The sequence below is a fragment of the Streptomyces sp. NPDC091281 genome, assembly GCF_044757425.1.
Classification (GTDB): Bacteria; Actinomycetota; Actinomycetes; order Streptomycetales; family Streptomycetaceae; genus Streptomyces.
Window position 1 is genome coordinate 137,673 of the sequence record NZ_JBIVUY010000010.1, and the last position, 20,425, is coordinate 158,097.

Genomic DNA, 20,425 nt, shown 5'->3' on the forward strand with positions numbered 1-20,425 from the left:
TCACGCCGCAGAGGGTGCCGTCCTCACGCCGCGTGCAACGCCAGGGTCGGGGAGAGACGGGACGCCCGGACCGCCGGATAGAGGCCCGCCACCGTGCCGATGACCAGCGTCGCGCCGAATCCTCCCCCGACCGCCCAGAGCGGAACGACCCACGGCACCCCGCCGGAGTACGCGTACACCCCGGTCGCCGCCGCGCCCAACGCCACCCCCGCCAGGCCGCCGAGGCCCGACAGCATCAGCGACTCCGTGACGAACTGGACGCGGATGTGACCCCGGGTCGCGCCCAGCGAGCGGCGCAGACCGATCTCGTACCGGCGCTCCAGCACAGAGATGATCATGGTGTTGGCGACGCCGACACCGCCGACCAGCAGGGCGATGCCGCCGAGCCCCAGCAGCAGACTGCTGAACGCCCCCTCGGTCGCCGCCTTCGCCCGGAGCGCCGACGACGGGTCGGTGACCTTGACGTTCTGCGGGTGCTGCGGGTCGATCGTCGCCGCCATGACCTTGCGCACGTCCCGTACCGCCGCGTCGTCCGACCGCTCGTACACCGACGTCGGGTGGCCCTCGAAGCCCAGCAGACGCTTCGCGCCCTCCCACCCGACCAGGGCCGAGCGCTCGATCTCCGGGGCGAGGGGGAGCGGAGCGAGGATGCCGGTGACGGTGAAGTACCGGTCACCGATCCACACCTGCTGCCCCGGCCTGGTGACCCCGAGCCGTCCGGCGGAGACATGGCCGAGCACGACCGAGGGGTAACGGCCGGTCGCCGCGTTGAGCCACCTGCCGGTGGCGACCTCGCCGCGCAGCACGCGGAGCAGGCCGGCGGTCGTCGCCCGGACCGTGATCCCGCCCGTGTCGCCCTCGTCGATCCTCTCGTTGCGGCGCACGGTCGCGTCGAGGTCGGCGGTGGCCCCGACCTCCTGGACACCCTTGATCCGGCCCACCATGCCGACCGCGCCCTCGGGCAGTTTCACGTCCTGTCCGGCGAACATGGACTCGCCGGGCGAGGCCACCAGCAGATTGGTGCCCAACTCGTCGAGTTCCCGCAGGAGTTTCGCCTGGCTGGAGGCGGAGATGCCGACCACCGAGATCATGGTGGCGATACCGATGGCGATGCCCAAGGCGGAGAGCACGACCCGCACCGGGCGGCTGCGCAGGCCGGACGAACCGACGTGCAGGACCTCGCGGGGACCCAGGCGGGCCGCCTTGAGCCGTCCCCGCCCCCGTTCCGTACGGCTCACCTCTGCGCCCCCGCCGCCACGGACGGGGCGGACGCCTCGTTCCGTACGTCCGCCACCACCTCACCGTCCCTGATCCGCACCGCGCGCGGCAGGCTCGCCGCGATCTCGGTGTCGTGCGTGATCACCGCGATCGTCGCGCCCTCCCGGTTCAGGTGCCGCAGCAGCTCCATCACCGCCGCCCCCGACGCGGAGTCCAGGGCCCCCGTCGGTTCGTCGGCCAGCAGCAGGGCGGGCCGGCCGACGACCGCGCGCGCGATGGCGACCCGCTGCTTCTGCCCGCCCGAGAGCTGGTGCGGCTTGTGGTCCATGCGGTCCGCCAGCCCGACCAGGTCCAGCGCCTCGGCGGCCCTGCGGCGGCGTACGGAGCGCGGGAGGCCGGAGTAGAGCAGGCCCTCCGCCACGTTGTCGCGGGCGCTGACGCCCGGAACCAGGTGGAACGCCTGGAAGACGAAGCCCACATGACGGGCGCGCAGGGCGGAGAGGCGGCGGTCGGAGAGGGCCGCCACGTCGTGGCCGGCGATGTGGACGGTACCGGTGGTGGGGCGGTCCAGGGTGCCGACGATGTGCAGCAGGGTGGACTTGCCGGAGCCGGACGGGCCGACGATGGCGAGGAGTTCACCCTCGCGGACGGTGAGGTCCACGCCGCGCAGCGCCGTGACCCCGCCCGCGTACTCCTTCGTGACACCCCGGAGACTGACGACCGTGTCCGCAGGTGCGGCGACCGTGTCGGTGGGTGCGGCGACCGTGTCGGTGGGTGCGGCGACCTTGTCCGCAGGCTCGGTGACCTTGTCCGTGGGCGGGGCAGCTGTGTCGGTGGGTGCGGCGTCGCTCATATCTTCGGCACCCCGACCTTCATGCCCGCGCGCAGCCCGCCGCCGGACACCTCGACCCGGCCCTCGGCGAACATCCCGAGCCGCACCTCGACCTCGCGGGTCGTGCTGCCGTGGACGACCTCGACGCCGAATCCGCCGCCCGGCAGCGCCAGGAGCGCGTTCACCGGGACGGTCAGGACGTCCTTGCGGGTCTCGCCGGTGAGGTTGACCGTGACCGGCGCCTGGTCGACACCGCCGACCGCGTCCGGCTTGTCGAAGGAGACGGTCAGCGTCACCTTGGGGCCGGTGTCCTGCGGGTCCTTGCCGGGCCGCGCCGTCCGGCCGACCGAGGAGACCGTGCCGGACGCGCTGCCCCCGTCCGGCAGTTCCACCTCGACCTTGGTGCCCGCCTTCGTCAACCGGCTCTCCGCCACGTCCAGTTCGAAGGTCACGATCCGCTCGGAGCCCGTCGTGGTCAGGAGCGGGGTACCGGGCTGCACCAGATCGCCGACGGCCGCCGCCACGTCCTTGATCCGGACCTTCCCGGCGGCGAACGCGATGTCCTGCGGGCCGACCGTGCCGGTCTGCCGGTCGCCGTGCGCCTTCTGCCAGCGCTTGACGGCCGCGGCCGTCAGTTCGGTGTACTCGGTGTCCGGGGTGAAGCCGGTGTAGCCGAGGGCGGCGAGGTTGCGTTCCAACTGCTCGACGTCCCGGCCCTCGTCGCCCGCCTTCAGCGTCCGGTACATCGGGCCCGAGCCGTACATCAGCCGGACCGCCCGGCCGTCGATCTCGTACAGCCGCTCGTCCCGCTCGATCGTCGAGCCGGTGCGCGGGGCCCGGGTCAGGGTGCCCGCGACGGCCGCGTTGATCCTGCGCTGCCGGTCGTAGCCGAGGGTCCCCTCGGCCTGCGCGCTGTCGCGCAGGTCGCCGCGCTCGACCGGGGCGGTCGCGGGCGGCAGTCCGCCGCCGCCCGCGCCGGCCGACTCCGTTGCGCCGTCGCCGAGTTGGGTGACCGCGATGGTCCCGGCCGTCATGGCGACCACCGCCAGGGCCGCCGCCACCACCCGTCCGCGGCTCATCGGCCCACGCCCGCGCAGGCCTTGTCGGCCTTCTCGTACGTCTTCATCTCCTGCGGCTTCAGCGCGGGCATCCCCGGCGCCGCCCCGCCCCCGAACTTCGGGTCGGGCATGTCGAAGCCGTTCTTGCGCATGCACCGGGCGTAGGCGACCATCTTGTCCTTCTCCGCCTGGCTCAGCTCCTGGGGGCCGCCGCCGACCGCCTTGTCCTCACAGGCCTTGAACGCCTTCTCCACCTCCTTCCGGCTCTTCGAACCGCCGTCGATGGTCACGCCGGCGCCGACCTCGCCCGGCTTCGGCTCGGGGATGTCCAGGCCCTGCTCGCGCAGGCACTTGCGGTGCTCCAGCGCCTGGTCCTCGTCCGTCTTCTTCGCGGTGGAGGCCGGTCCGCCGTCCTTCGTGCCGCCGCCGTCGCCCGTGCAGGCCGTGGCGGACAGGACGACGGTCACGGCGAGCAGACAGGCGGCGAGGCCGCGCCGGCGTATCGCGCGATGGATCATGTGGGGCTCCTCCTACGGTGCCGGCATACCGGGGTCCGGCACGGACGGGCTCAGCGTCGGCGGGGAGCCGGTTTCGTTTCTCTCAGCGCCGGTGCTTACACCGACGAAACATCCCGGTCGGGTACACAGGGGCCATGCGCGTGCTGGTGGTGGAGGACGAGGAATTCCTGGCGGAGATGATCGCCGAGGGGCTGCGCCGTGACGCGGTCGCGGTGGATGTCGCCCCGGACGGGCCGACCGCGCTGGAGAAGCTCCGGTTCGGGGCGTACGACGTGATGATCCTCGACCGCGATCTGCCCGGACTGCACGGCGACGAGGTGTGCCGTCGGGTCGTCGGCGCGCGCCTGCTGACCCGGATCCTGATGCTCACCGCCGCGGGGACCGTACGGGACCGGGTGGTCGGCCTCGGTCTCGGCGCCGACGACTACCTGACGAAGCCGTTCGCGTACGACGAACTCCTCGCCCGGGTCCTCGCCCTCGGCCGCCGCTCCCGCCCGGCCCTCCCACCGGTCCTCGAACGGGCCGGGCTGAGTCTGGACACCGCGCGCCGCCAGGTCTGCCGCGACGGCCGCTACCTCTCCCTCTCCCGTAAGGAGTTCGCCGTGCTGGAGACCCTCCTGCGGGCCGAGGGCGCCGTTGTCAGCGGTGACGACCTGATCGAGGAGGTGTGGGAGGAGGACACCAGCTACCGCACCAACGCGGTCCGGGTCACCCTCTCCAAGCTCCGGACGAAGCTGGGCGCGCCACCCGTGATCGAGACCGTCCCCGGGGCCGGCTACCGCATCGGGGACGGCCCCTCGGCGGGCGGCGGGGGCGGCGCCCGGTGACCGGCGAGCGCGCGCGGCTCACCGCGCTCTACGGCGGCCTGCTGGTCCTCGCCGGGGTCCTGCTCATGGGCTGCGTCTACGTCCAGGTCAGCGACGGGCTCTACAGCAGCGTCCTGACCGCGGTCGCCCCCGCCGTCCCCGCCTCCCTGACGGACACCGCCTCCGTCCCCACACTGCCCGCCTCCGGCCGGGCGCAGCCCAGTGGCATCCTGCCCGGCCAGTACGCGGTCGCGCGGAACGTGTCCACCGTGGCCGGGGACACCGTGCTCCACCAGCTCCTCACCGTCTCCGGGATCTCCCTGGCCGTCTACTCGGCGCTGTCCGTCGCGCTCGCCTGGTGGATGGCCGGGCGGGTCCTGCGCCCGGTCGGCATCATCACCACGCGGGCCCGTCGGCTCTCCGGCTCCAACCTCCACGAGCGGATCGCGCTCAAGGCCCCGCCGGGTGAGCTGAAGGAACTGGCCGACACCTTCGACGGCATGCTCGACCGGATCGAGCACCTGGTCGCCGCGCGCCAGCGGTTCGCCGCCAACGCCGCCCACGAACTGCGCACCCCGCTCGCCGTGCAGCGGGCCGCCGCCGAGATCGGCCTCGCCGACGATCCGTCCCCCGGCAAGGTCGCCTTGATACGGGACAAGCTCATCGACACCGCCGCCGACAGCGAGCAGCTCATCGAGGGCCTGCTCCTCCTCGCCGTCTCCGACGAGGGACTGGGCCGGCGCGAACGCGTCGACCTGACCGCGACCACCGCCGCGGTCACCGGAAAGCTGGCGGCCGAGGCGGCGGAGCGGGCCGTCACCGTCGACGTGGAGACCCGGCCGCTGCACGTCCGGGGCGACCCGGTCCTCCTGGACCACCTGGTGCACAACCTGGTCGCCAACGCCCTGCGCCACAACCATCCCGGCGGGACCGTACGGGTCCGGGTCGGCCCGACCGGTCTGACGGTCGCCAACACGGGCCCCCTGGTGGACCCGGCCGTCGTCCCCCTGCTGTTCGAGCCGTTCCGCCGCGCGCAGGCCCGCCGTCACGCACCGGGCGAGGGCGCGGGGCTGGGCCTGTCCATCGTCGCCTCCGTCGTCCGCGCCCACGCCGGAGACATCGACGCGACGGCGAACCCGACCGGCGGCCTGACGACCCGCGTCACACTCCCGACGTGCCCGTGAAGCACGGGACAGAGTCACTTGCTCCGCTCCTGCCCCCTACGCCCTGAGCCCCCGGCTCGATCGTGGTCCCGCGTCACGCCGTCGACCGGCCGCCGCGACACCGACGCGCGTCCGGCCAGTGGCGCACGGGCCGGACGCGCTAGCAGAGTTCGGCAAGGCCCCTCAGTTGCCTTCGTGAGGTGAGGCCGAGCTTGCGGAAGATGTTTCGCAGGTGAGCGTCGACGGTGCGCGGGCTGAGGAAGAGCCTCGCCGCCACCTCCTTGGACGTGGCGCCCTCGGCGACCAGGCGCGCGATGTGCACTTCCTGGACCGTCAGCTGTTCGGTCGCCTGTGGCGTGCGGCTGCGTACTTGTTCACCCGTCGCGCGCAGTTCGCACGCCGCGCGTTCGGCGAACGCCGACATGCCGAGACCGGCCAGCGTCTCGTGAGCCTGCCGCAGCGTGGCTCTCGCGTCACGTCGTCGGCCCCGGCGGCGTAGCCATTCTCCGTACAGCAGTTGGGCCCGGCTCCGGTAGACGACCAGGGCACTGTCGTCGAGGAGGGCGACGGCTTCGCAGTAGGAGGCCTCGTCATCGGAGACCAGGGCTCTGGAGTAGGCGGCGACGCCGAGGCCCCAGGGATGCCGGCCGGCCCGTGCGCGTTCCTGGAGGGACGCGAGCGCCCCAGCGGCGACGTCGCGCTCGCCGCATCGCGTCGCCGCCTCGATCAGTTCGGGCAGAGCGAGGCCCGTGGTGGTGATGGCGCCGTGGTCGACGGCCCGCTGTGCTGCCTTCATCGCGGCCGGGTAGTCGGCGAGACCGTTGTTGAGCACCGCTGTCGCCCATGGGGTGCTGAGGGTCATCCGTTGGTCCACCGAGGCGAACAGCGCGACGGCTTCCTCGCGCCGCCCACGCAGCGCGGCCAGGTGGAGGCGCGGGTAGATCAACGGGGCCGCTCCGGTCGCGTCGGCGATCGCCTCTTCCTCGGAGATCAGCTCCATCGCGGCGCCGAAGTCGCCTCGGTGCACCGCGGCGGTGGCATGCATCGCCAGGCCGATGGGGAGGGCGTGGAAGGATCCGAACGCGCGACCGGCCGCGACGGCGAGACCGGCGATGCCGCACATGGCGTCGAAGTTCCACAGTTCCGCGGCGAGCATGAACCCCAGCGAAGGCCGCTTGCTCCACACGTGGTTGCCGGTGTCGTCGATGACGGATCTGAGCACCTCTCCCGCCGCCTCGTGGCCCTTGCCGACCAGGCTGGCAAGGCCGGTCAGGACTGCCACCGTCGCGTCTGGTTCGGTGAGCGGCGGGGCGACGCCGATGGCTTCCACCACCTGGTCGAGACCGCCCAGAAGGAGACCCATCTCGACGGCGTCCAGGTAGCACTCCCGTGACCGGCAGGGATCTGTCCGCTCCAGGCGGGTGGCCGCGCGCAGGAGGTACGTCGTGGGGCTCTCGCCTCCCCGGCGGCGGACGAAGGACAGCCGGCCGCGGAGCAGGTCCGCCTGGGCGGCTTTGCCGGAGTCATCGGTGACGACGGTGTTGACCAGGTCGGCCGAGGTGTCGAAGTCGCCCGCCGAGAGTTTGGCCTCGGCCGCCGCGAGAACTCGCTCCGTGCGCCGGGCCGGACTCACGGTGAGCGCTGCCGAGCGTTCGAGGAAGGCGGCCGCGGCCGCGACGCCGCCCCGGTCGAGGGCGCGGGCCGCGGAGGCCTCGAGTTCGGCGGCCACGTGCGCGTCCGGGCCCGCGCATGCCTGGGCGCGGTGCCAGGCTCGCCTGTCGGGATCGGTGACCGGGTCGGTCGCGGTGGCCAGGGCCCCGTGCGCCCTGCGCCGCTCCTCCGGGGCCGCGGCCCGGTAGGCGGCCGAGCGGGCGAGGGGATGACCGAATCGGACCCGGGTGCCGAACTCGACCAGCCCCGCTGTCTGCGCGGCGGTCCCTTCGTCGATGCCCAGGGTCTCGGCGGCGCGCCACAACAGGGCGGGGTCACCGATCGGGTCGGCGGCGGCGAGCGTCACCAGCAGCCGGGCCGTCGGTGGCAGGAGTTCGAGCCGGGACCGGAAGCTCTGCTCGATCACGCACGGCACGGAGTCGGGCTGGACGTAGCCACCGGCCATCCCGGCGAGCCCGGAGGTCCTCGGCAACTCCAGGAGGGCCAGCGGGTTGCCGCGTGCCTCGGACAGGATGCGGTCGCGCACCCGCTCGTCCAGCGGCGCACGCACCGCGCGGGCCAGCAGTGCGCGGGCTTCCGTCTCACGAAGTCCCTGAAGGGAATGGCGGGGCAGTGCCTCCAGTGCGGGCAGTCGACTCGGCTCGCGCACGGCCAGAACCATGGCGATCGGTTCGGCGGCGATGCGGCGGGCGAGGAAGGCCACTGCCTTCGCCGACGCCTGATCGAGCCACTGGGCGTCGTCGATCACGCACACCAGGGGACGCTCGCACGCGCTCTCCGCCAGCAGGCCCAACGAGGCGACACCGACCATGAACGGATCGAGGGCGCCCTTGGCTCGGCCGAAGGCGATGTCCAGTGCTTCACGGTGCCGTGCGGGCAGCGCGTCCGATCGGCCCGCGACGGGAGCAAGCAACTGGTGCAGTACGGCGAACGGCAGCTCGGTCTCGAACTCCGCGCCCGACGCACTCAGGACCAGCAGTCCCGTCGCGGTGTCCTGGAGGTGCCGCAACAGGGTGCTCTTGCCGATGCCCGCTTCGCCTCTCAGGACGAGAGCGCTGCCCTTGCCGGCCCGTACCGAGGTCAGCAGGGCGTCGAGCCTTCGTATCTCGTCCTGACGACCTACCAGTACGTCGGCATTTGTCATCGCCATGAGCAAAATATATGCGCATTTCGATCTCAAAGACATGCGGGGCGGTCCAGCCCGCTCCCGGCTCTCCTGTGCGGTCGTGTAGGTGAAAACTACCGACGCGAGCAGGTCTCCGCCGCGGCCAGGCTCTGACTACCGCCTGCCTCGCACCGGACGTCGAGCGGTTCGACTCCGAGAAGAGAGCGGTCACCCCGCAGCGGGTCGCCGCAGGAAGCACTCCGGTTCGACGGAGACGAGCAGCAGGTCGGCCGACAGGACCACCTACCGAGACCGCCCACCCCACTCATCTCCTCCCTCGTAGCGCGGGCTTCCTCACCTGCGTCGTCCTGGCGCACCTCATGACGGCCCTCCCGACCCGGAAAGCATGACGATGACTCTCGACAAGCCCTACATCAGCGGGCATTTCGCCCCCGTCACGAGCGAGATCACGGGCCGTGATCTGAAGGTGCGGGGCGTACTCCCGCCCGAGCTGAACGGCCGCTACTTCCGCAACGGTCACAACCCGAAACCAGGCATCACTCCACGTCACTGGTTCCGTGGCGAGGGCATGATCCACGGGGTGCGGCTTCAGGGCGGACGAGCCGAGTGGTACCGCAACCGCTGGGTGCGTACGCCGTTCCTCGACGGCGTGCCGTTCACCGGAACCGAGCTGGACGTCAGCGCCGCTGCCACCAACATCGTCTTCCACGCCGGCCGCTACCTGGCCCTCCAGGAGGCCAACCTGCCGTGGGAGGTCGGTCCCGACCTCGACACGATCGGCGTCCACGACTTCGGCGGCAAGCTCAGCACCGCGATGACCGCACACCCCAAGGAGGACCCGGAGACCGGTGAGCTGCACTTCTTCGGCTACAGCCCGTTCCCGCCGCATCTGACCTACTACGTGGCCGACGCGTCCGGAGACATCGTCACGTCCCAGGTCGTCGAGGGCGCGGGCCCTTCGCTCATGCACGACTTCGCCATCACCCGCGAGCACGTCGTCTTCCTCGACTCCCCGGTGGTCTTCGACCACGCCGAGCAGTCCGGCATCCCCTACCGCTGGCACGACGACGTCCCGCTGCGCATCGGCGTGATGTCGCGCGACGGCGACCGGACCACGTGGTTCGAGGCGCCGGAGCAGGCCGCGCTGCTGCATGTCGCCAACGCCTACACCGACGCACACGGCCGGATCGTCCTCGAGGCACCGCGCTTCGACCGCTCCTCGTGGAAGATGTCGTGGAAGTGGTGGATCGGCGCGCCCGGCTACGGCACCACGCCCAACGCCGGCTCGACCTTTCACCGGTGGGTCATCGACCCCGCTACCGGCAAGATCACCACGGAAGCCCTCAACGACCTGGTCACCGAGTTCCCCTCGATCAACGACTCCCACACCGGCGCGGACTACCGCTACAGCTACGCCGTCGGCTTCCCCGGCGCGGGTCTGTCCACCTACCACACCGTCAAACTCGACTCACGCACCGGCCGGCAGCGGCTGTTCTCCCACGGTGAGGGCCGGATGCCCGGTGAGGCGGTCTTCGCACCCGCCGCAGGCGCGACCTCCGAGGACGACGGCTACCTCCTCACCATCGTCAGTGACATCGAAGCGGACGCCTCGGAACTCCTGGTCCTGGCGGCGAACGACCTGAGCCCTGTCGCCACCGTCGAACTGCCCCGCAGGGTGCCGGCAGGCATCCACGGCCACTGGATCCCCGACACCGAACGGTCCGTCTGACCACGCGACCGGGCGTCCCCTCCCCTGCGCCGAGCCATGGGGGTCGCCGCCGCCCATCCGACCCGGATTTCCGACCTCTGGACTGCCATGACCGACCGATCCTTGCGGGACAGCCCGCCCGACCCCCACCGGCGCAGGCTCTTCGGCCGGGTGGCCGACACCAGGCAGCGCGCTGCCCTCCGCCCGCGGCGGGACGGACGAGCGCGGGCCCCCCGAGCCGGTGCCGTGCTGGCCGCGCTCGCCGCGAGCCAGTTCACGGTGATGCTCGCCACGTCGATCGTCAACGTGGCGATCCCTCAGATCCGTGGCGGGGTGGGCCTGTCGGACAGCGGAACCACCTGGGTGGTCAACGCCTACGGCCTGGCGTTCGGGGCGCTTCTCCTGGCGGGCGGTCGAGCGGCCGACCTCCTCGGCCGACGCCGGGTACTGATCGCGGGTCTGCTGCTGTTCGCGGCGTCCTCGCTGTCGGCGGGACTGGCCGACGGTCCCGGCACGCTGATCGCCGCCCGCGCCGCTCAGGGGCTCGGCGCCGCGGCCATCGCCCCGGCGGCGCTCGCCCTGGCCATGGACCAGTTCCCGGCCGGAGCCGGGCGCGGAAAAGCACTCGGCGTGTGGGGAGCCGTCTCCGGCGCGGGCGGCGCAGGCGGAGTCCTGCTGGGCGGCGTGCTCACCCAGGCGTGGGGCTGGGCCTGGATCTTCCACACCGTCGCGTTCGGGGCGGTGCTGATCCTGGTCGGCGTGGTGGTGTTCGTGCCGCCGACGGGTGTCCGCGTGCCCGGACGGTTCGACCTGCTGGGCACGTCGACCGTCACTCTCGCCCTGACCTGTCTGGTGTGGGCGCTGACCACCGCGCGCGGCACTGCCTGGACGGACGCCGCGGTGCTCACTGCTCTCGGTGCCGCGGTGGCGCTGCTCGCCGCCTTCGCCGTGATCGAGCTGCGCCGACCTCACGCCCTGATACCGCCGAGGCTGTTCAGCACCGGCCGGGTCGCCGTCGGCAACGTGCTCATGGCACTCCTCGGGTCGGTGTGGATCGCCCTGTTCTTCTTCCTTCCGCTCTACCAGCAACAAGTCCTCGGGGCAGGCCCCCTGGCCACCGGCGCGGGTCAACTGCCGCTCGCGGCGGCGAACATGCTCGGCTCCACCCTCGCCCCGCGCCTGTCCCGTCGTGCCGGTGCCACCGTGACGGTGACCGGAGCCCTGCTCACCGAAGCCGCCGGACTGCTGTGGCTGTCCCGGATCAGGGCCGACGGCACGTACATCGCCGACATCCTCGGCCCGAGCATCCTGGTGGGCCTCGGCCTCGGCATCGCCTTCGTACAGCTCACGGCCCTCGCCGTCGAAGGCGTCCCGCCCGAGGACGCGGGGCTGGCCGGCGGTCTGGTCAACACCACCCGCCAGGTCGGGGGCGCCGTCGGACTCGCCGCCCTCGCGACACTGGCCGGCTCCGTCACCACCCGCTCCGCGCTCCACGAACCCCACGCGGAGGCGCTCACCGCCGGCTACCGAGCCGCGTTCACCGTCTCGGCCGCGGTCCTGGCCACGACCGCGCTCCTGGCCCTGCTCCTCACACGCCGCCCCCCTCCACCGACCGTCGCCGACGCCCGTTCCGGGATCCCGGACCTGACGATCGACGACGCGCAGCCCCAGGGCTGACGCGCCACCCCATCACCCACGAGGAAAAGCGACATGCCACGAACCTGGAAGTACGCCGCTTGGACCGCCGCCGGGGCTGCCCTGCTGGGCACCGCCGCCACCACAGCGCTCGCCCAGCCGGAGAAGAGCACTCCCCGGCCCTCCGTACACGACATCTCCTGGCACGCCTGCGCGGACACCGGCTTCAGGAACATGCAGTGCGGAACGATGGAGGTGCCGGTCGACTGGTCACGCCCCGAGGCCGGCAGACTCACCCTCGCGATGGTCCGCAGGCCCGCCGACGACAGGGCCCACCGCCGGGGCACGCTCCTGCTCAACGACGGCGCGGGCGGCTCCTCGATCGAACAGCTGCGGCTGGCCGCGCAGTTCGGTCTGTCCGCCGTCGGCGGAGCCATGACCAAGAACTTCGACATCGTCGCGGTGGACCCCCGCGGCATCGGGCACAGTACGCCGATCCTGTGCGGGGAGGACCCCAAGCCGGCCGGAGTCAGTCACTTCCCCGAGAACCAGGCCGCCTACGACGCGCTCGCCCGCCACAACCGGGCCTTCGCCTCGGACTGCCTGCGCCGCAACGGCTCGCTCGTGGGGCAGGTCGATCTGACGAGCACCGCCAAGGACTTCGAAGCGGTCCGCATCGGGCTCGGCGAACGCCAGTTGAACTGGTACGGCATCCACTACAGCACCCTCCTCGGGCGCACCTACGCCAAGCTCCACCCCGGCAGACTGCGCACCATGGTCCTGGACACGGCGCTCGACGACACCACGGCACCGCTGAAACGCATCAAGGCAGAGGCGGCCACGGCCGAGACGGCGTTCAACCGCTTCGTCGCCTGGTGCGAGGCGTCGCAGAACTGTGCGCTGCACGGGAGGGACGTCGCGGCCGAGTACGACGCCCTGGTCGCCGCCGCCGACCGCGACCCGATCCCGGCCAAGGCACGGGCCCACAGACCGCTGACCGGAGAGGACATCAGAGAGGCCACCCAGGACTTCCTGAACGTCGTCTCCCCCGCCTGGTCGGAACTGGCGGGCGCCATCGTCAAGGCCACGGAGAAGAAGGACGCGGCCGACTTCACCAAGGGCCCGGACGCCGCGGACTTCACCCACGACCCGGACGACACGCTCGACCAGGTACAGGTGCAGGTGCCGGCCTGCCTGGACAACGCCCGCCCGGTGCGCACCTTCGCCCAACTCGCCGACCTGCAGAAGGATCTCGCCCGGATCTCTCCCCACCTGGGCGGCGCCGTACGCTCGTACAAGGCGCTCGCGGGCTGCCTCGGCTGGCCGGTCCCGGCCCGGCCGGTCAAGGCCGGCGCCCCCGTCCACGGCGCGCCGCCCACCTTGATCGTCCAGTCCACCCACCAGGCCCTCGCCCCCCACAGCGCGGGCGCGGCCATGGCGGCCCAACTGCCCGGCAGCGTCGTCCTCAGCCGAGAAGGCGACGACTACAGCATGTTCCTGGTCTCCCAGTGCGTCCGAGACGCCACCAACCACTACCTGACCACCCGAAAGCTGCCCGCCCCAGGCACCACCTGCACCGACTGAGTCCCGCTGCCGGATCTCCCCGCGCCGCCCGCCCCGGGGAGATCCGGCAGCCACACACCACGCTCAAGTAGCAGTCAGGCCGCCTCCGCACCCAACCGCGCACGATCAGACCAGCAGCTCAGGCGCCCTTCGAGGCCGGTTCGAGGATCGCGACGCACTCCACATGATGCGTCATGGGAAACAGATCGAACACCCGCAGCATCCGCACCCGATACCCCCCGTCCCGGAAGTACCCCAGATCCCGGGCCAACGCGGCCGGGTCGCAGGCCACGTAGGCGATTCTGCGGGCGGCGAGGGAGGTGAGGTGGTCGACGGTCTTGCGGCCGGCGCCTGCGCGTGGGGGGTCGAGGACGATGAGGTCGACCTCGGTGATGCCGGTGCGCGGGAGGACCGATTCGACCTTGCCCTGTTCGATGCGGACGCGGTCGAAGGCCGCGAGGTTGTGTCGGGCGTCCTCCACCGCGCGCTTGCCGGACTCGATGCCGAGGACCGCGCCCGTCTCGCCGAGGCGGTCGGCGAGGGCGCCGGCGAAGAGGCCGACGCCGCAGTACAGGTCGAGCGCGGTCTCGCCCTTGCGCGGCAGCAGGCCCTGCATGACCGCGGTCACCAGCGTGTCCGCGGCCTTGGGGTGGACCTGCCAGAAGCCGCCGCTGCCCACGCGGTACGTCCGCCCGTCCGCGCGTTCGCGCACGAAGGGGCGCCCGTGGACGCGGTGCACGCCCCCGTCCTTCTCCTCGACCCGCATCACCGACACCGGCCGGTCCAGTTCGACCAGCGGCAGGCGGGCGCCGGGGCGCGGGGTGAGGATGACCTGGCGGTCCTGGGAGCCGGTCGCCGCGATCGCCTCGACCGACGCCATCCCGGTCCAGTCCCGCTTCTCGACGCCCAGTTCGCTGACGCCCTCCGCGGCGATCATGCAGTGGTCGACGGGCTCCACCTCGTGCGAGCGGTGGCGGCGCAGTCCGGCGGCACCGGTCTCCTCGTCGACGGCGTACTGCACGCGCGTGCGCCACCGCGGGACCTGGCCCGCCGGGAGCTTGTCGCCCTCGGCCGGGACGACGGTGCCGTCCCAGCCCGCCTCCTCGGGGGTGAGGCCCGCGAGGCGCTGGAGCTGTTCGGCGACGACCTCGCCCTTCATGCGGCGCTGGGCGCCGGGCTTGGCGTGCTGCCAGTCGCAGCCGCCGCACCGGCCGGGGCCGGAGAAGGGACAGGGGGCCTCCACCCGGTCCTTGGACGCCTCGATCACCTCGACGGCGTCCGCGCGCAGGAAGCGGGCGCCCTCCTCGCCGTCGGTGACCCGCGCCCGCACCCGCTCGCCGGGCAGCGCGTGCCGGACGAAGAGCACCTGGCCCGCCTCGGTCCGGGCGATGCAGTGGCCGCCGTGGGCGACGGGGCCGACCTCGACCTCGTACTCCGCCCCCACCAGCGTCTTCGTCGGTTCTTGCGGCATGGCGGGGTGACTCCAGATACGAGACGGGGATACGGCCGGACAACAGCCCACCAGTCTACGTGGGTGCCGCCCGGCCGCCGACCACTCCGGCCGCCCCCTGCGTCAGCTCCGTCGACTCCGTCCGTCAGCTCCCGGAGGAGCCGTCCTCGGGCCCCGCCCCGGAGGCACCGGGCCCGCCCTGCGGCCCCGAGGCCCTCGACGTCCCCGACGCTCCCGCGGACCCGGAAGACCCGGACGGCTCGCCCGCCGCGGCTTCCTTGCCGCGACCGTGACCCGGGCCTTGGCCTTGGCCGTGGCCATGGCCATGGCCGTGGTGGTCCGCCGGACCGCGCCGCACCGCGCCCGGCGCGCTCCACTCCTGCCGCCTGCGGGCCCGCTGCTTCGCCGCCTCCGACGACTCCAGCTGGTACGGCACCGACGTCACCATCACGCCCGGCGTGAACAGCAGCCGGCCCTTGAGGCGCAGCGCGCTCTGGTTGTGCAGCAGGTGCTCGTACCAGTGCCCGACGACGTACTCGGGGATGATCACCGACACCGCGTCGCGCGGCGACTCGCGGCGCAGGCTCTTGACGTACTCGATGACCGGCCGGGTGACCTCGCGGTAGGGCGAGTCTAGGACCTTGAGGGGGACGTCGATGCCGCGCCGCTCCCACTCCGCGCGCAGCGCCTTCGTCTCGGTCGGGTCGACGTTGACGGTGAGCGCCTCCAGGGTGTCGGAGCGCATCAGCTTGGCGTAGGCGAGGGCGCGCAGCGTCGGGCGGTGGATCTTGGAGATCAGCAGCACCGAGTGGACGCGGGAGGGGCGGACGCTGTCCTCGCTGGGGCCGTCGGGGGCCGCGAGTTCGGCGGAGACACCGTCGTAGTGGCGGCGGATCGCGGTCATCACGCCGTAGAAGATGACCATGCCGAGGAGGGCGACCCAGGCGCCGTGGGTGAACTTGGTGACGAGGACGACGACGAGGACCAGGCCGGTGAAGAAGGCGCCGAAGGCGTTGATCGCGCGGGAGCGGACCATGTGGCGGCGCTTGGCCGGGTCGGTCTCGGTGGCCAGGTGGCGGTTCCAGTGGCGGACCATGCCGGTCTGGCTGAGCGTGAACGACACGAACACGCCGACGATGTACAGCTGGATCAGCCGGGTCGAGTCGGCGCCGTAGACCACGATCAGCAGGGTCGCCGCCCCGGCCAGCAGCACGATGCCGTTGGAGAACGCCAGGCGGTCGCCGCGGGTGTGGAGCTGGCGGGGCAGGTAGCGGTCCTGCGCGAGGATCGAGCCGAGGACGGGGAAACCGTTGTACGCGGTGTTCGCGGCCAGGAACAGCACCAGAGCGGTCGCCGCCGCGAGGACGACGAACAGGAAGCTGCCCTTGCCGAAGACGGCCTCGGCGACCTGGCTGATCACCGGGTTCTGGACGTAGTCCGAGCCGACCGCGGCGCCGTTCTTGAGGAGGTCGACGGCCGGGTACTCCGCCATCCGCACGTCGGTGACCAGGGCCAGCACGATGATGCCGCAGAACATGGTGACGGCCAGCAGGCCCATCGCCGCGAGCGTGGTCGCCGCGTTCTTCGACTTGGGCTTGCGGAAGGCGGGGACGCCGTTGGAGATCGCCTCCACGCCGGTCAGCGCGGCGCAGCCGGAGGAGAAGGCGCGCAGCAGCAGGAAGAGCAGGGCGAACCCGGCGAGGCCCTGGTGCTCGGCCTTGATCGTGTAGTCGGCGGTCGGCGCCCGCATCTCGTCGCCCAGCACCAGTCCGCGGAAGGCGCCCCACGCGATCATGATGAAGACGCCCGCGACGAACACGTACGTCGGGATCGCGAAGAGCTTGCCGGACTCCTTGACGCCGCGCAGGTTCATCAGCGTCAGCAGGATGACGACGGCGGCGGCGCAGGCCACCTTGTGCTCCACGACGAACGGGATCGCCGAACCGAGGTTCTCGATGCCGGAGGAGATGGAGACGGCGACGGTGAGGATGTAGTCGACGAGCAGGGCGCTCGCCACGGTGAGGCCGGCCTTGGCGCCGAGGTTGGTGTTGGCGACCTCGTAGTCGCCGCCGCCGCTCGGGTAGGCGTGGACGTTCTGCCGGTAGGAGGCGACCACGGTGAACATCAGCACGACCACGGCGAGCGCGATCCAGGGGCTGAAGTGGTAGGCCGACACGCCCGCGATGGACAGGACCAGCAGCACCTCCCCGGGCGCGTAGGCCACGGAGGACAGCGGGTCGGAAGCGAACACGGGAAGGGCGATGCGCTTCGGCAGGAGCGTTTCTCCGAGCCGATCACTGCGCAGTGCGCGCCCGATCAGAATGCGCTTGGGCACGTCGGTCAGTTTGGACACAACAGAGCATCGTAGGCCTTCGAACAGGGGATCGCCCACACTCCCCCGGGCTCGGGTCGGTCACAACGGATCCCGTGGGCCCCGCGGAGGGGTTCTGCGGGCCCCGCGGACCCGTGCCTGCCCTGCTCCGGCGCGGTGCGGGCGGGCCGCCGCCCGCCTCACGGGTGAAATCGGCCGAGCCGCTCGTGCGGATTCCGTGGCCGGGGCGTTCCGCGTGCCCGTGTCGGGACGATCGCCGTGCTCATATGAGGATTCCGCCGCGCCCCGGAACCCCTGGGGCGTACCCGCCCCTCTTCCTCCCCGGAGCCGCCACCATGCACCTCAACCCCGAGCTGATCGGCGCCGTCGGCGCCCTCGTCGGAGTCGGCGTCCTGGCCCTGCTCAGCGTCTGGAGCATCAGCCGCCGCTGAACCCGCACCGGGTGCACGGGGGTGCCCTCCGCCGACCGCGCGTGTGTAGCTTGGTCGGCGGTCTGAGACCCTGTTCAAGCCAAGCAAGCAAGTTCTGACCTCGGAAGGACGGTCGTGCACATCGTCATCATGGGCTGCGGCAGAGTGGGTTCCGCTCTCGCCCAGACCCTGGAGCAGCAGGGGCACACGGTCGCCGTGATCGACCAGGACCCCACCGCCTTCCGACGTCTTGGCTCCTCGTTCGGCGGCCGCCGGGTCACCGGGGTCGGCTTCGACCAGGACACCCTGCGCGAGGCGGGCATCGAGGAGGCCGGCGCGTTCGCCGCCGTCTCCAGCGGCGACAACTCCAACATCATCGCCGCCCGGGTGGCCCGCGAGATGTTCGGCATCGAGAACGTCGCCGCCCGCATCTACGACCCCCGCCGCGCCGAGGTCTACCAGCGCCTGGGCATCCCGACCGTGGCCACCGTCCGCTGGACGGCCGACCAGATGCTGCGCCGTCTGCTGCCCTCGGGCTCGGAGCCGCTGTGGCGTGATCCGACCGGTGGGGTGCAGCTCGCCGAGGTGCACGCCTCCGACGCCTGGGTCGGCCGCAAGATCAGCAGCCTCCAGGAGGAGACCGGTGTCCGCGTCGCGTTCCTGACCCGGCTCGGCGAGGCGATCCTGCCCACCTCGCAGACGGTGCTCCAGGAGGGCGACCTCGTGCATGTGATGATGCGCAGCGACGAGGTCGAGAAGGTCGAGGCCTCGTTCGCCGAGGGCCCGAAGGAAGGCGGTCAGTGATGAGGGTCGCCATTGCCGGGGCCGGTGCTGTGGGCCGCTCGATCGCGGGCGAGCTGCTGGAGAACGGCCACGAGATCCTGCTGATCGACAAGGCGCCGACGGCCATCTCGGTCGAGCGCGTCCCGCAGGCGGAGTGGCTGCTCGCCGACGCCTGCGAGATCACCTCCCTCGACGAGGCGGCGCTCCAGCGCTGCAACGTCGTGATCGCCGCGACCGGCGACGACAAGGTCAACCTGGTCGTCTCGCTGCTCGCGAAGACGGAGTACGGCGTCCCGCGCGTCGTCGCCCGCGTCAACAACCCGAAGAACGAGTGGCTCTTCAACGAGTCCTGGGGTGTGGACGTCGCCGTGTCCACGCCGCGTCTGATGTCGGCCCTGGTCGAGGAGGCGGTGAGCGTCGGCGACCTGGTCCGCCTGCTGCGCTTCAGCCACGGCGACGCCAACCTGGTGGAGCTGACCCTGCCCGAGGAGTCGGCGCTGGCCGGTACCCAGGTCGGGGACGTGGAGTGGCCGGAGGACACCACGCTGGTCACCATCATCCGTGGCACGCGCGTCCTGACGCCGTCCCGCGAGGACTCCCTGGAGGCCGGTGACGAACTGCTCTTCGTGGCCGCCCAGGCCCGCGAGGAGCAGCTGGAGGACCTGCTGTCGGTCCGCCGCACCGACGCGGGCTGAGACGCTCCCGCCGTGGTCCGCCGACGCGTGATCCGCTGGGGCGTGATCCGCTGACGTCGATGGGGCGCCCGGAGATCTCCGGGCGCCCCATCGGCACACCTACAGTCGAACGGGCCGAAAGGCCCTGCGGCCAGGCCCGGCCCTGCGGCCCGGCCCAGCTGTCGGCGAGCCTAGCGGCGGTGCCGTCCGCCGGTCGTGTCCGTGCGACCGGTCTGCTCGGGGGTGTACGCCGTCGTACCGGGTGTCCCGGCGGTCTCGGCACCGGTCGCGCCGGTCGCGCCTGTCCCGGCGCGCTCCGCGGCCAGGGCCTCCTTGCGTGCCTCCTCGGCCTTCTCCTCCGCCTCCATCTCCGCGAACACGTCGATGGGCGCCGGAGCCTTCGCGAGGAAGACCCAGGTCAGCCAGACGGCGAGCAGGAACGGCGGGATCTTCAGGGCGACCAGGACCCAGCCGAGCTGGGTGGTGTCGGCCCACCAGTACAGCGGGAAGAGGATCGCGCACTTGGCGAGCAGGATCAGGCCCCACGCGTAACTGGCCTTGGCGTACGCCTTCTTGCGGCCGGGGTTGCGGGTGCGCCAGGAGAGGTTCTCCTTGAAGACCGGGCCGAGGATCAGCCCGAGCAGCGGCACCCCGCACAGGGTCGTGATGATGTACGCCAACGCCAGGCCCAGTGTGTAGAGCATGCCGGGCAGGTAGAAGTCCTTGGCGTTGCCCGTCATCATCGCGAAGACGACACCGAAGGCGACACCGAAGACGCCGCTGAAGGCGTGCTTGACGGTGTCCTTCATGGCGAGCCGGATCACGACCAGGACCAGCGAGACCGCCAGCGCGGCGATCGCCGACATGTGGAGGTCCTTGTTGATCGTGTAGATCGTGACGAAGAGGAGGCCGGGCACCACCGTCTCGACCATGCCCCGGACGCCGCCGAAGGCCTCGAACAGCGCGGCTTCCGTCACCGCCCGCGCGTCCTCGTCCTGCTGGGTGTCCTGGGTCGGCTTGTCGAGCGACGTCACCGGCTACTCCCTACCGAGGGGTCTCAGTTCGTACTTCGGGTTGAACAGCACCCGGCGGCCCCGGCTCATCGAGATACGGCCCGATGCGATGAGCTTGCGCCCCGGTTCTATGCCCACGATGGAGCGTCTGCCCAGCCACACCACGTCCAGTGCGGCGGAACCGTCGAAGAGTTCGGCCTCCAGGGCGGGGACTCCGGCGCGCGGCCGCAGGGTGACCGTGCGCAAGGTACCAGTAACCGTCACGATCTGGCGGTCCCGGCAGTCTCCGATCCGTACGCAGCCGGCGGTGGCGGCGTCCTCCCGCAGTTCCTCGGACTCCAGGTCCTCCTGGGACGAGGAGAGCCGATCGAGCATGCGCCGGAACCGGCCCACCGGCTTCTCGGAACGAGAAACAGCACTCATGTCTGAAGGGTACCGGGAGGGCCCGACACGCCGACACGCGCG

The 20,425-nt window shown here is 71.9% G+C and carries 16 protein-coding genes; 7 read left to right on the forward strand and 9 right to left on the reverse strand.

The features are described 5' to 3' along the window. Positions 1-23 precede the first annotated feature (23 nt). The 4 genes from ACIQPQ_RS25110 to ACIQPQ_RS25125 are packed head-to-tail and all read right to left on the reverse strand — an operon-like array spanning position 24 to position 3,626. A complete protein-coding gene (locus tag ACIQPQ_RS25110) occupies positions 24-1,238 on the reverse strand; it encodes an ABC transporter permease (RefSeq protein WP_401307481.1) in 1,215 nt (404 codons plus the stop codon). Beyond that, positions 1,235-2,071, reverse strand: coding sequence for an ABC transporter ATP-binding protein (locus ACIQPQ_RS25115; protein WP_401307484.1), 837 nt, complete (start codon positions 2,069-2,071; stop codon positions 1,235-1,237). Before ACIQPQ_RS25115 ends, ACIQPQ_RS25110 begins: the two co-directional genes overlap by 4 nt. Then, a complete protein-coding gene (locus ACIQPQ_RS25120) occupies positions 2,068-3,129 on the reverse strand; it encodes an efflux RND transporter periplasmic adaptor subunit (RefSeq protein WP_401307487.1) in 1,062 nt (353 codons plus the stop codon). Before ACIQPQ_RS25120 ends, ACIQPQ_RS25115 begins: the two co-directional genes overlap by 4 nt. Then, positions 3,126-3,626, reverse strand: a complete 501-nt coding sequence (locus ACIQPQ_RS25125) for a hypothetical protein (RefSeq protein ID WP_401307490.1) — start codon at positions 3,624-3,626, stop codon at positions 3,126-3,128. The genes ACIQPQ_RS25120 and ACIQPQ_RS25125 overlap by 4 nt, the downstream gene beginning before the upstream one ends. Positions 3,627-3,760: 134 nt before the next feature. Here ACIQPQ_RS25125 and ACIQPQ_RS25130 point away from each other — a divergent pair, with 134 nt between their 5' ends. Further along, positions 3,761-4,453, forward strand: coding sequence for a response regulator transcription factor (locus tag ACIQPQ_RS25130; RefSeq protein WP_401307493.1), 693 nt, complete (start codon positions 3,761-3,763; stop codon positions 4,451-4,453). Further along, positions 4,450-5,616, forward strand: coding sequence for a sensor histidine kinase (locus tag ACIQPQ_RS25135; protein WP_401307496.1), 1,167 nt, complete (start codon positions 4,450-4,452; stop codon positions 5,614-5,616). Before ACIQPQ_RS25130 ends, ACIQPQ_RS25135 begins: the two co-directional genes overlap by 4 nt. 139 nt (positions 5,617-5,755) lie before the next feature. On the opposite strand, the gene ACIQPQ_RS25140 is transcribed toward ACIQPQ_RS25135, so the two are convergent. Further along, positions 5,756-8,416: an ATP-binding protein gene (locus ACIQPQ_RS25140; RefSeq protein ID WP_401307500.1), complete on the reverse strand. Its 2,661-nt coding sequence runs from the start codon at positions 8,414-8,416 to the stop codon at positions 5,756-5,758. Between the two features lie 361 nt (positions 8,417-8,777). On the opposite strand from ACIQPQ_RS25140, the gene ACIQPQ_RS25145 reads away from it, so the two are divergent. The 3 genes from ACIQPQ_RS25145 (at position 8,778) to ACIQPQ_RS25155 (ending at position 13,319) form a co-directional block, all read left to right on the forward strand. Next, positions 8,778-10,121, forward strand: a complete 1,344-nt coding sequence (locus ACIQPQ_RS25145; RefSeq protein ID WP_401307503.1) for a carotenoid oxygenase family protein — start codon at positions 8,778-8,780, stop codon at positions 10,119-10,121. A gap of 87 nt (positions 10,122-10,208) precedes the next feature. Then, complete coding sequence (locus ACIQPQ_RS25150; protein ID WP_401307506.1) at positions 10,209-11,777, forward strand: MFS transporter; 1,569 nt, start codon at positions 10,209-10,211, stop codon at positions 11,775-11,777. Positions 11,778-11,810: 33 nt separating this feature from the next. Then, a complete protein-coding gene (locus tag ACIQPQ_RS25155; RefSeq protein WP_401307509.1) occupies positions 11,811-13,319 on the forward strand; it encodes an alpha/beta hydrolase in 1,509 nt (502 codons plus the stop codon). A gap of 118 nt (positions 13,320-13,437) precedes the next feature. Here ACIQPQ_RS25155 and ACIQPQ_RS25160 read toward each other — a convergent pair whose 3' ends face one another. Beyond that, entirely contained in the window at positions 13,438-14,769 is a 1,332-nt protein-coding gene (locus tag ACIQPQ_RS25160; protein WP_401307512.1) for a class I SAM-dependent RNA methyltransferase, read from the reverse strand. Positions 14,770-14,893: 124 nt separating this feature from the next. Beyond that, positions 14,894-17,101 carry an APC family permease gene (locus ACIQPQ_RS25165; RefSeq protein ID WP_401307515.1) on the reverse strand — a complete coding sequence of 736 codons (2,208 nt, stop codon included), beginning with the start codon at positions 17,099-17,101 and terminating at the stop codon, positions 14,894-14,896. A gap of 524 nt (positions 17,102-17,625) precedes the next feature. On the opposite strand from ACIQPQ_RS25165, the gene ACIQPQ_RS25170 reads away from it, so the two are divergent. Continuing rightward, positions 17,626-18,294 carry a potassium channel family protein gene (locus ACIQPQ_RS25170; RefSeq protein ID WP_401307518.1) on the forward strand — a complete coding sequence of 223 codons (669 nt, stop codon included), beginning with the start codon at positions 17,626-17,628 and terminating at the stop codon, positions 18,292-18,294. Then, positions 18,294-18,968, forward strand: coding sequence for a potassium channel family protein (locus ACIQPQ_RS25175; protein ID WP_383781392.1), 675 nt, complete (start codon positions 18,294-18,296; stop codon positions 18,966-18,968). The genes ACIQPQ_RS25170 and ACIQPQ_RS25175 overlap by 1 nt, the downstream gene beginning before the upstream one ends. A 170-nt stretch (positions 18,969-19,138) precedes the next feature. Here the strand turns inward: ACIQPQ_RS25175 and ACIQPQ_RS25180 are convergent, their stop codons facing one another. Beyond that, entirely contained in the window at positions 19,139-19,981 is an 843-nt protein-coding gene (locus tag ACIQPQ_RS25180; protein WP_401307520.1) for a DUF3159 domain-containing protein, read from the reverse strand. A 3-nt stretch (positions 19,982-19,984) separates the two neighbouring features. Continuing rightward, entirely contained in the window at positions 19,985-20,383 is a 399-nt protein-coding gene (locus ACIQPQ_RS25185; RefSeq protein ID WP_383771884.1) for an OB-fold nucleic acid binding domain-containing protein, read from the reverse strand. Positions 20,384-20,425: the final 42 nt, after the last annotated feature.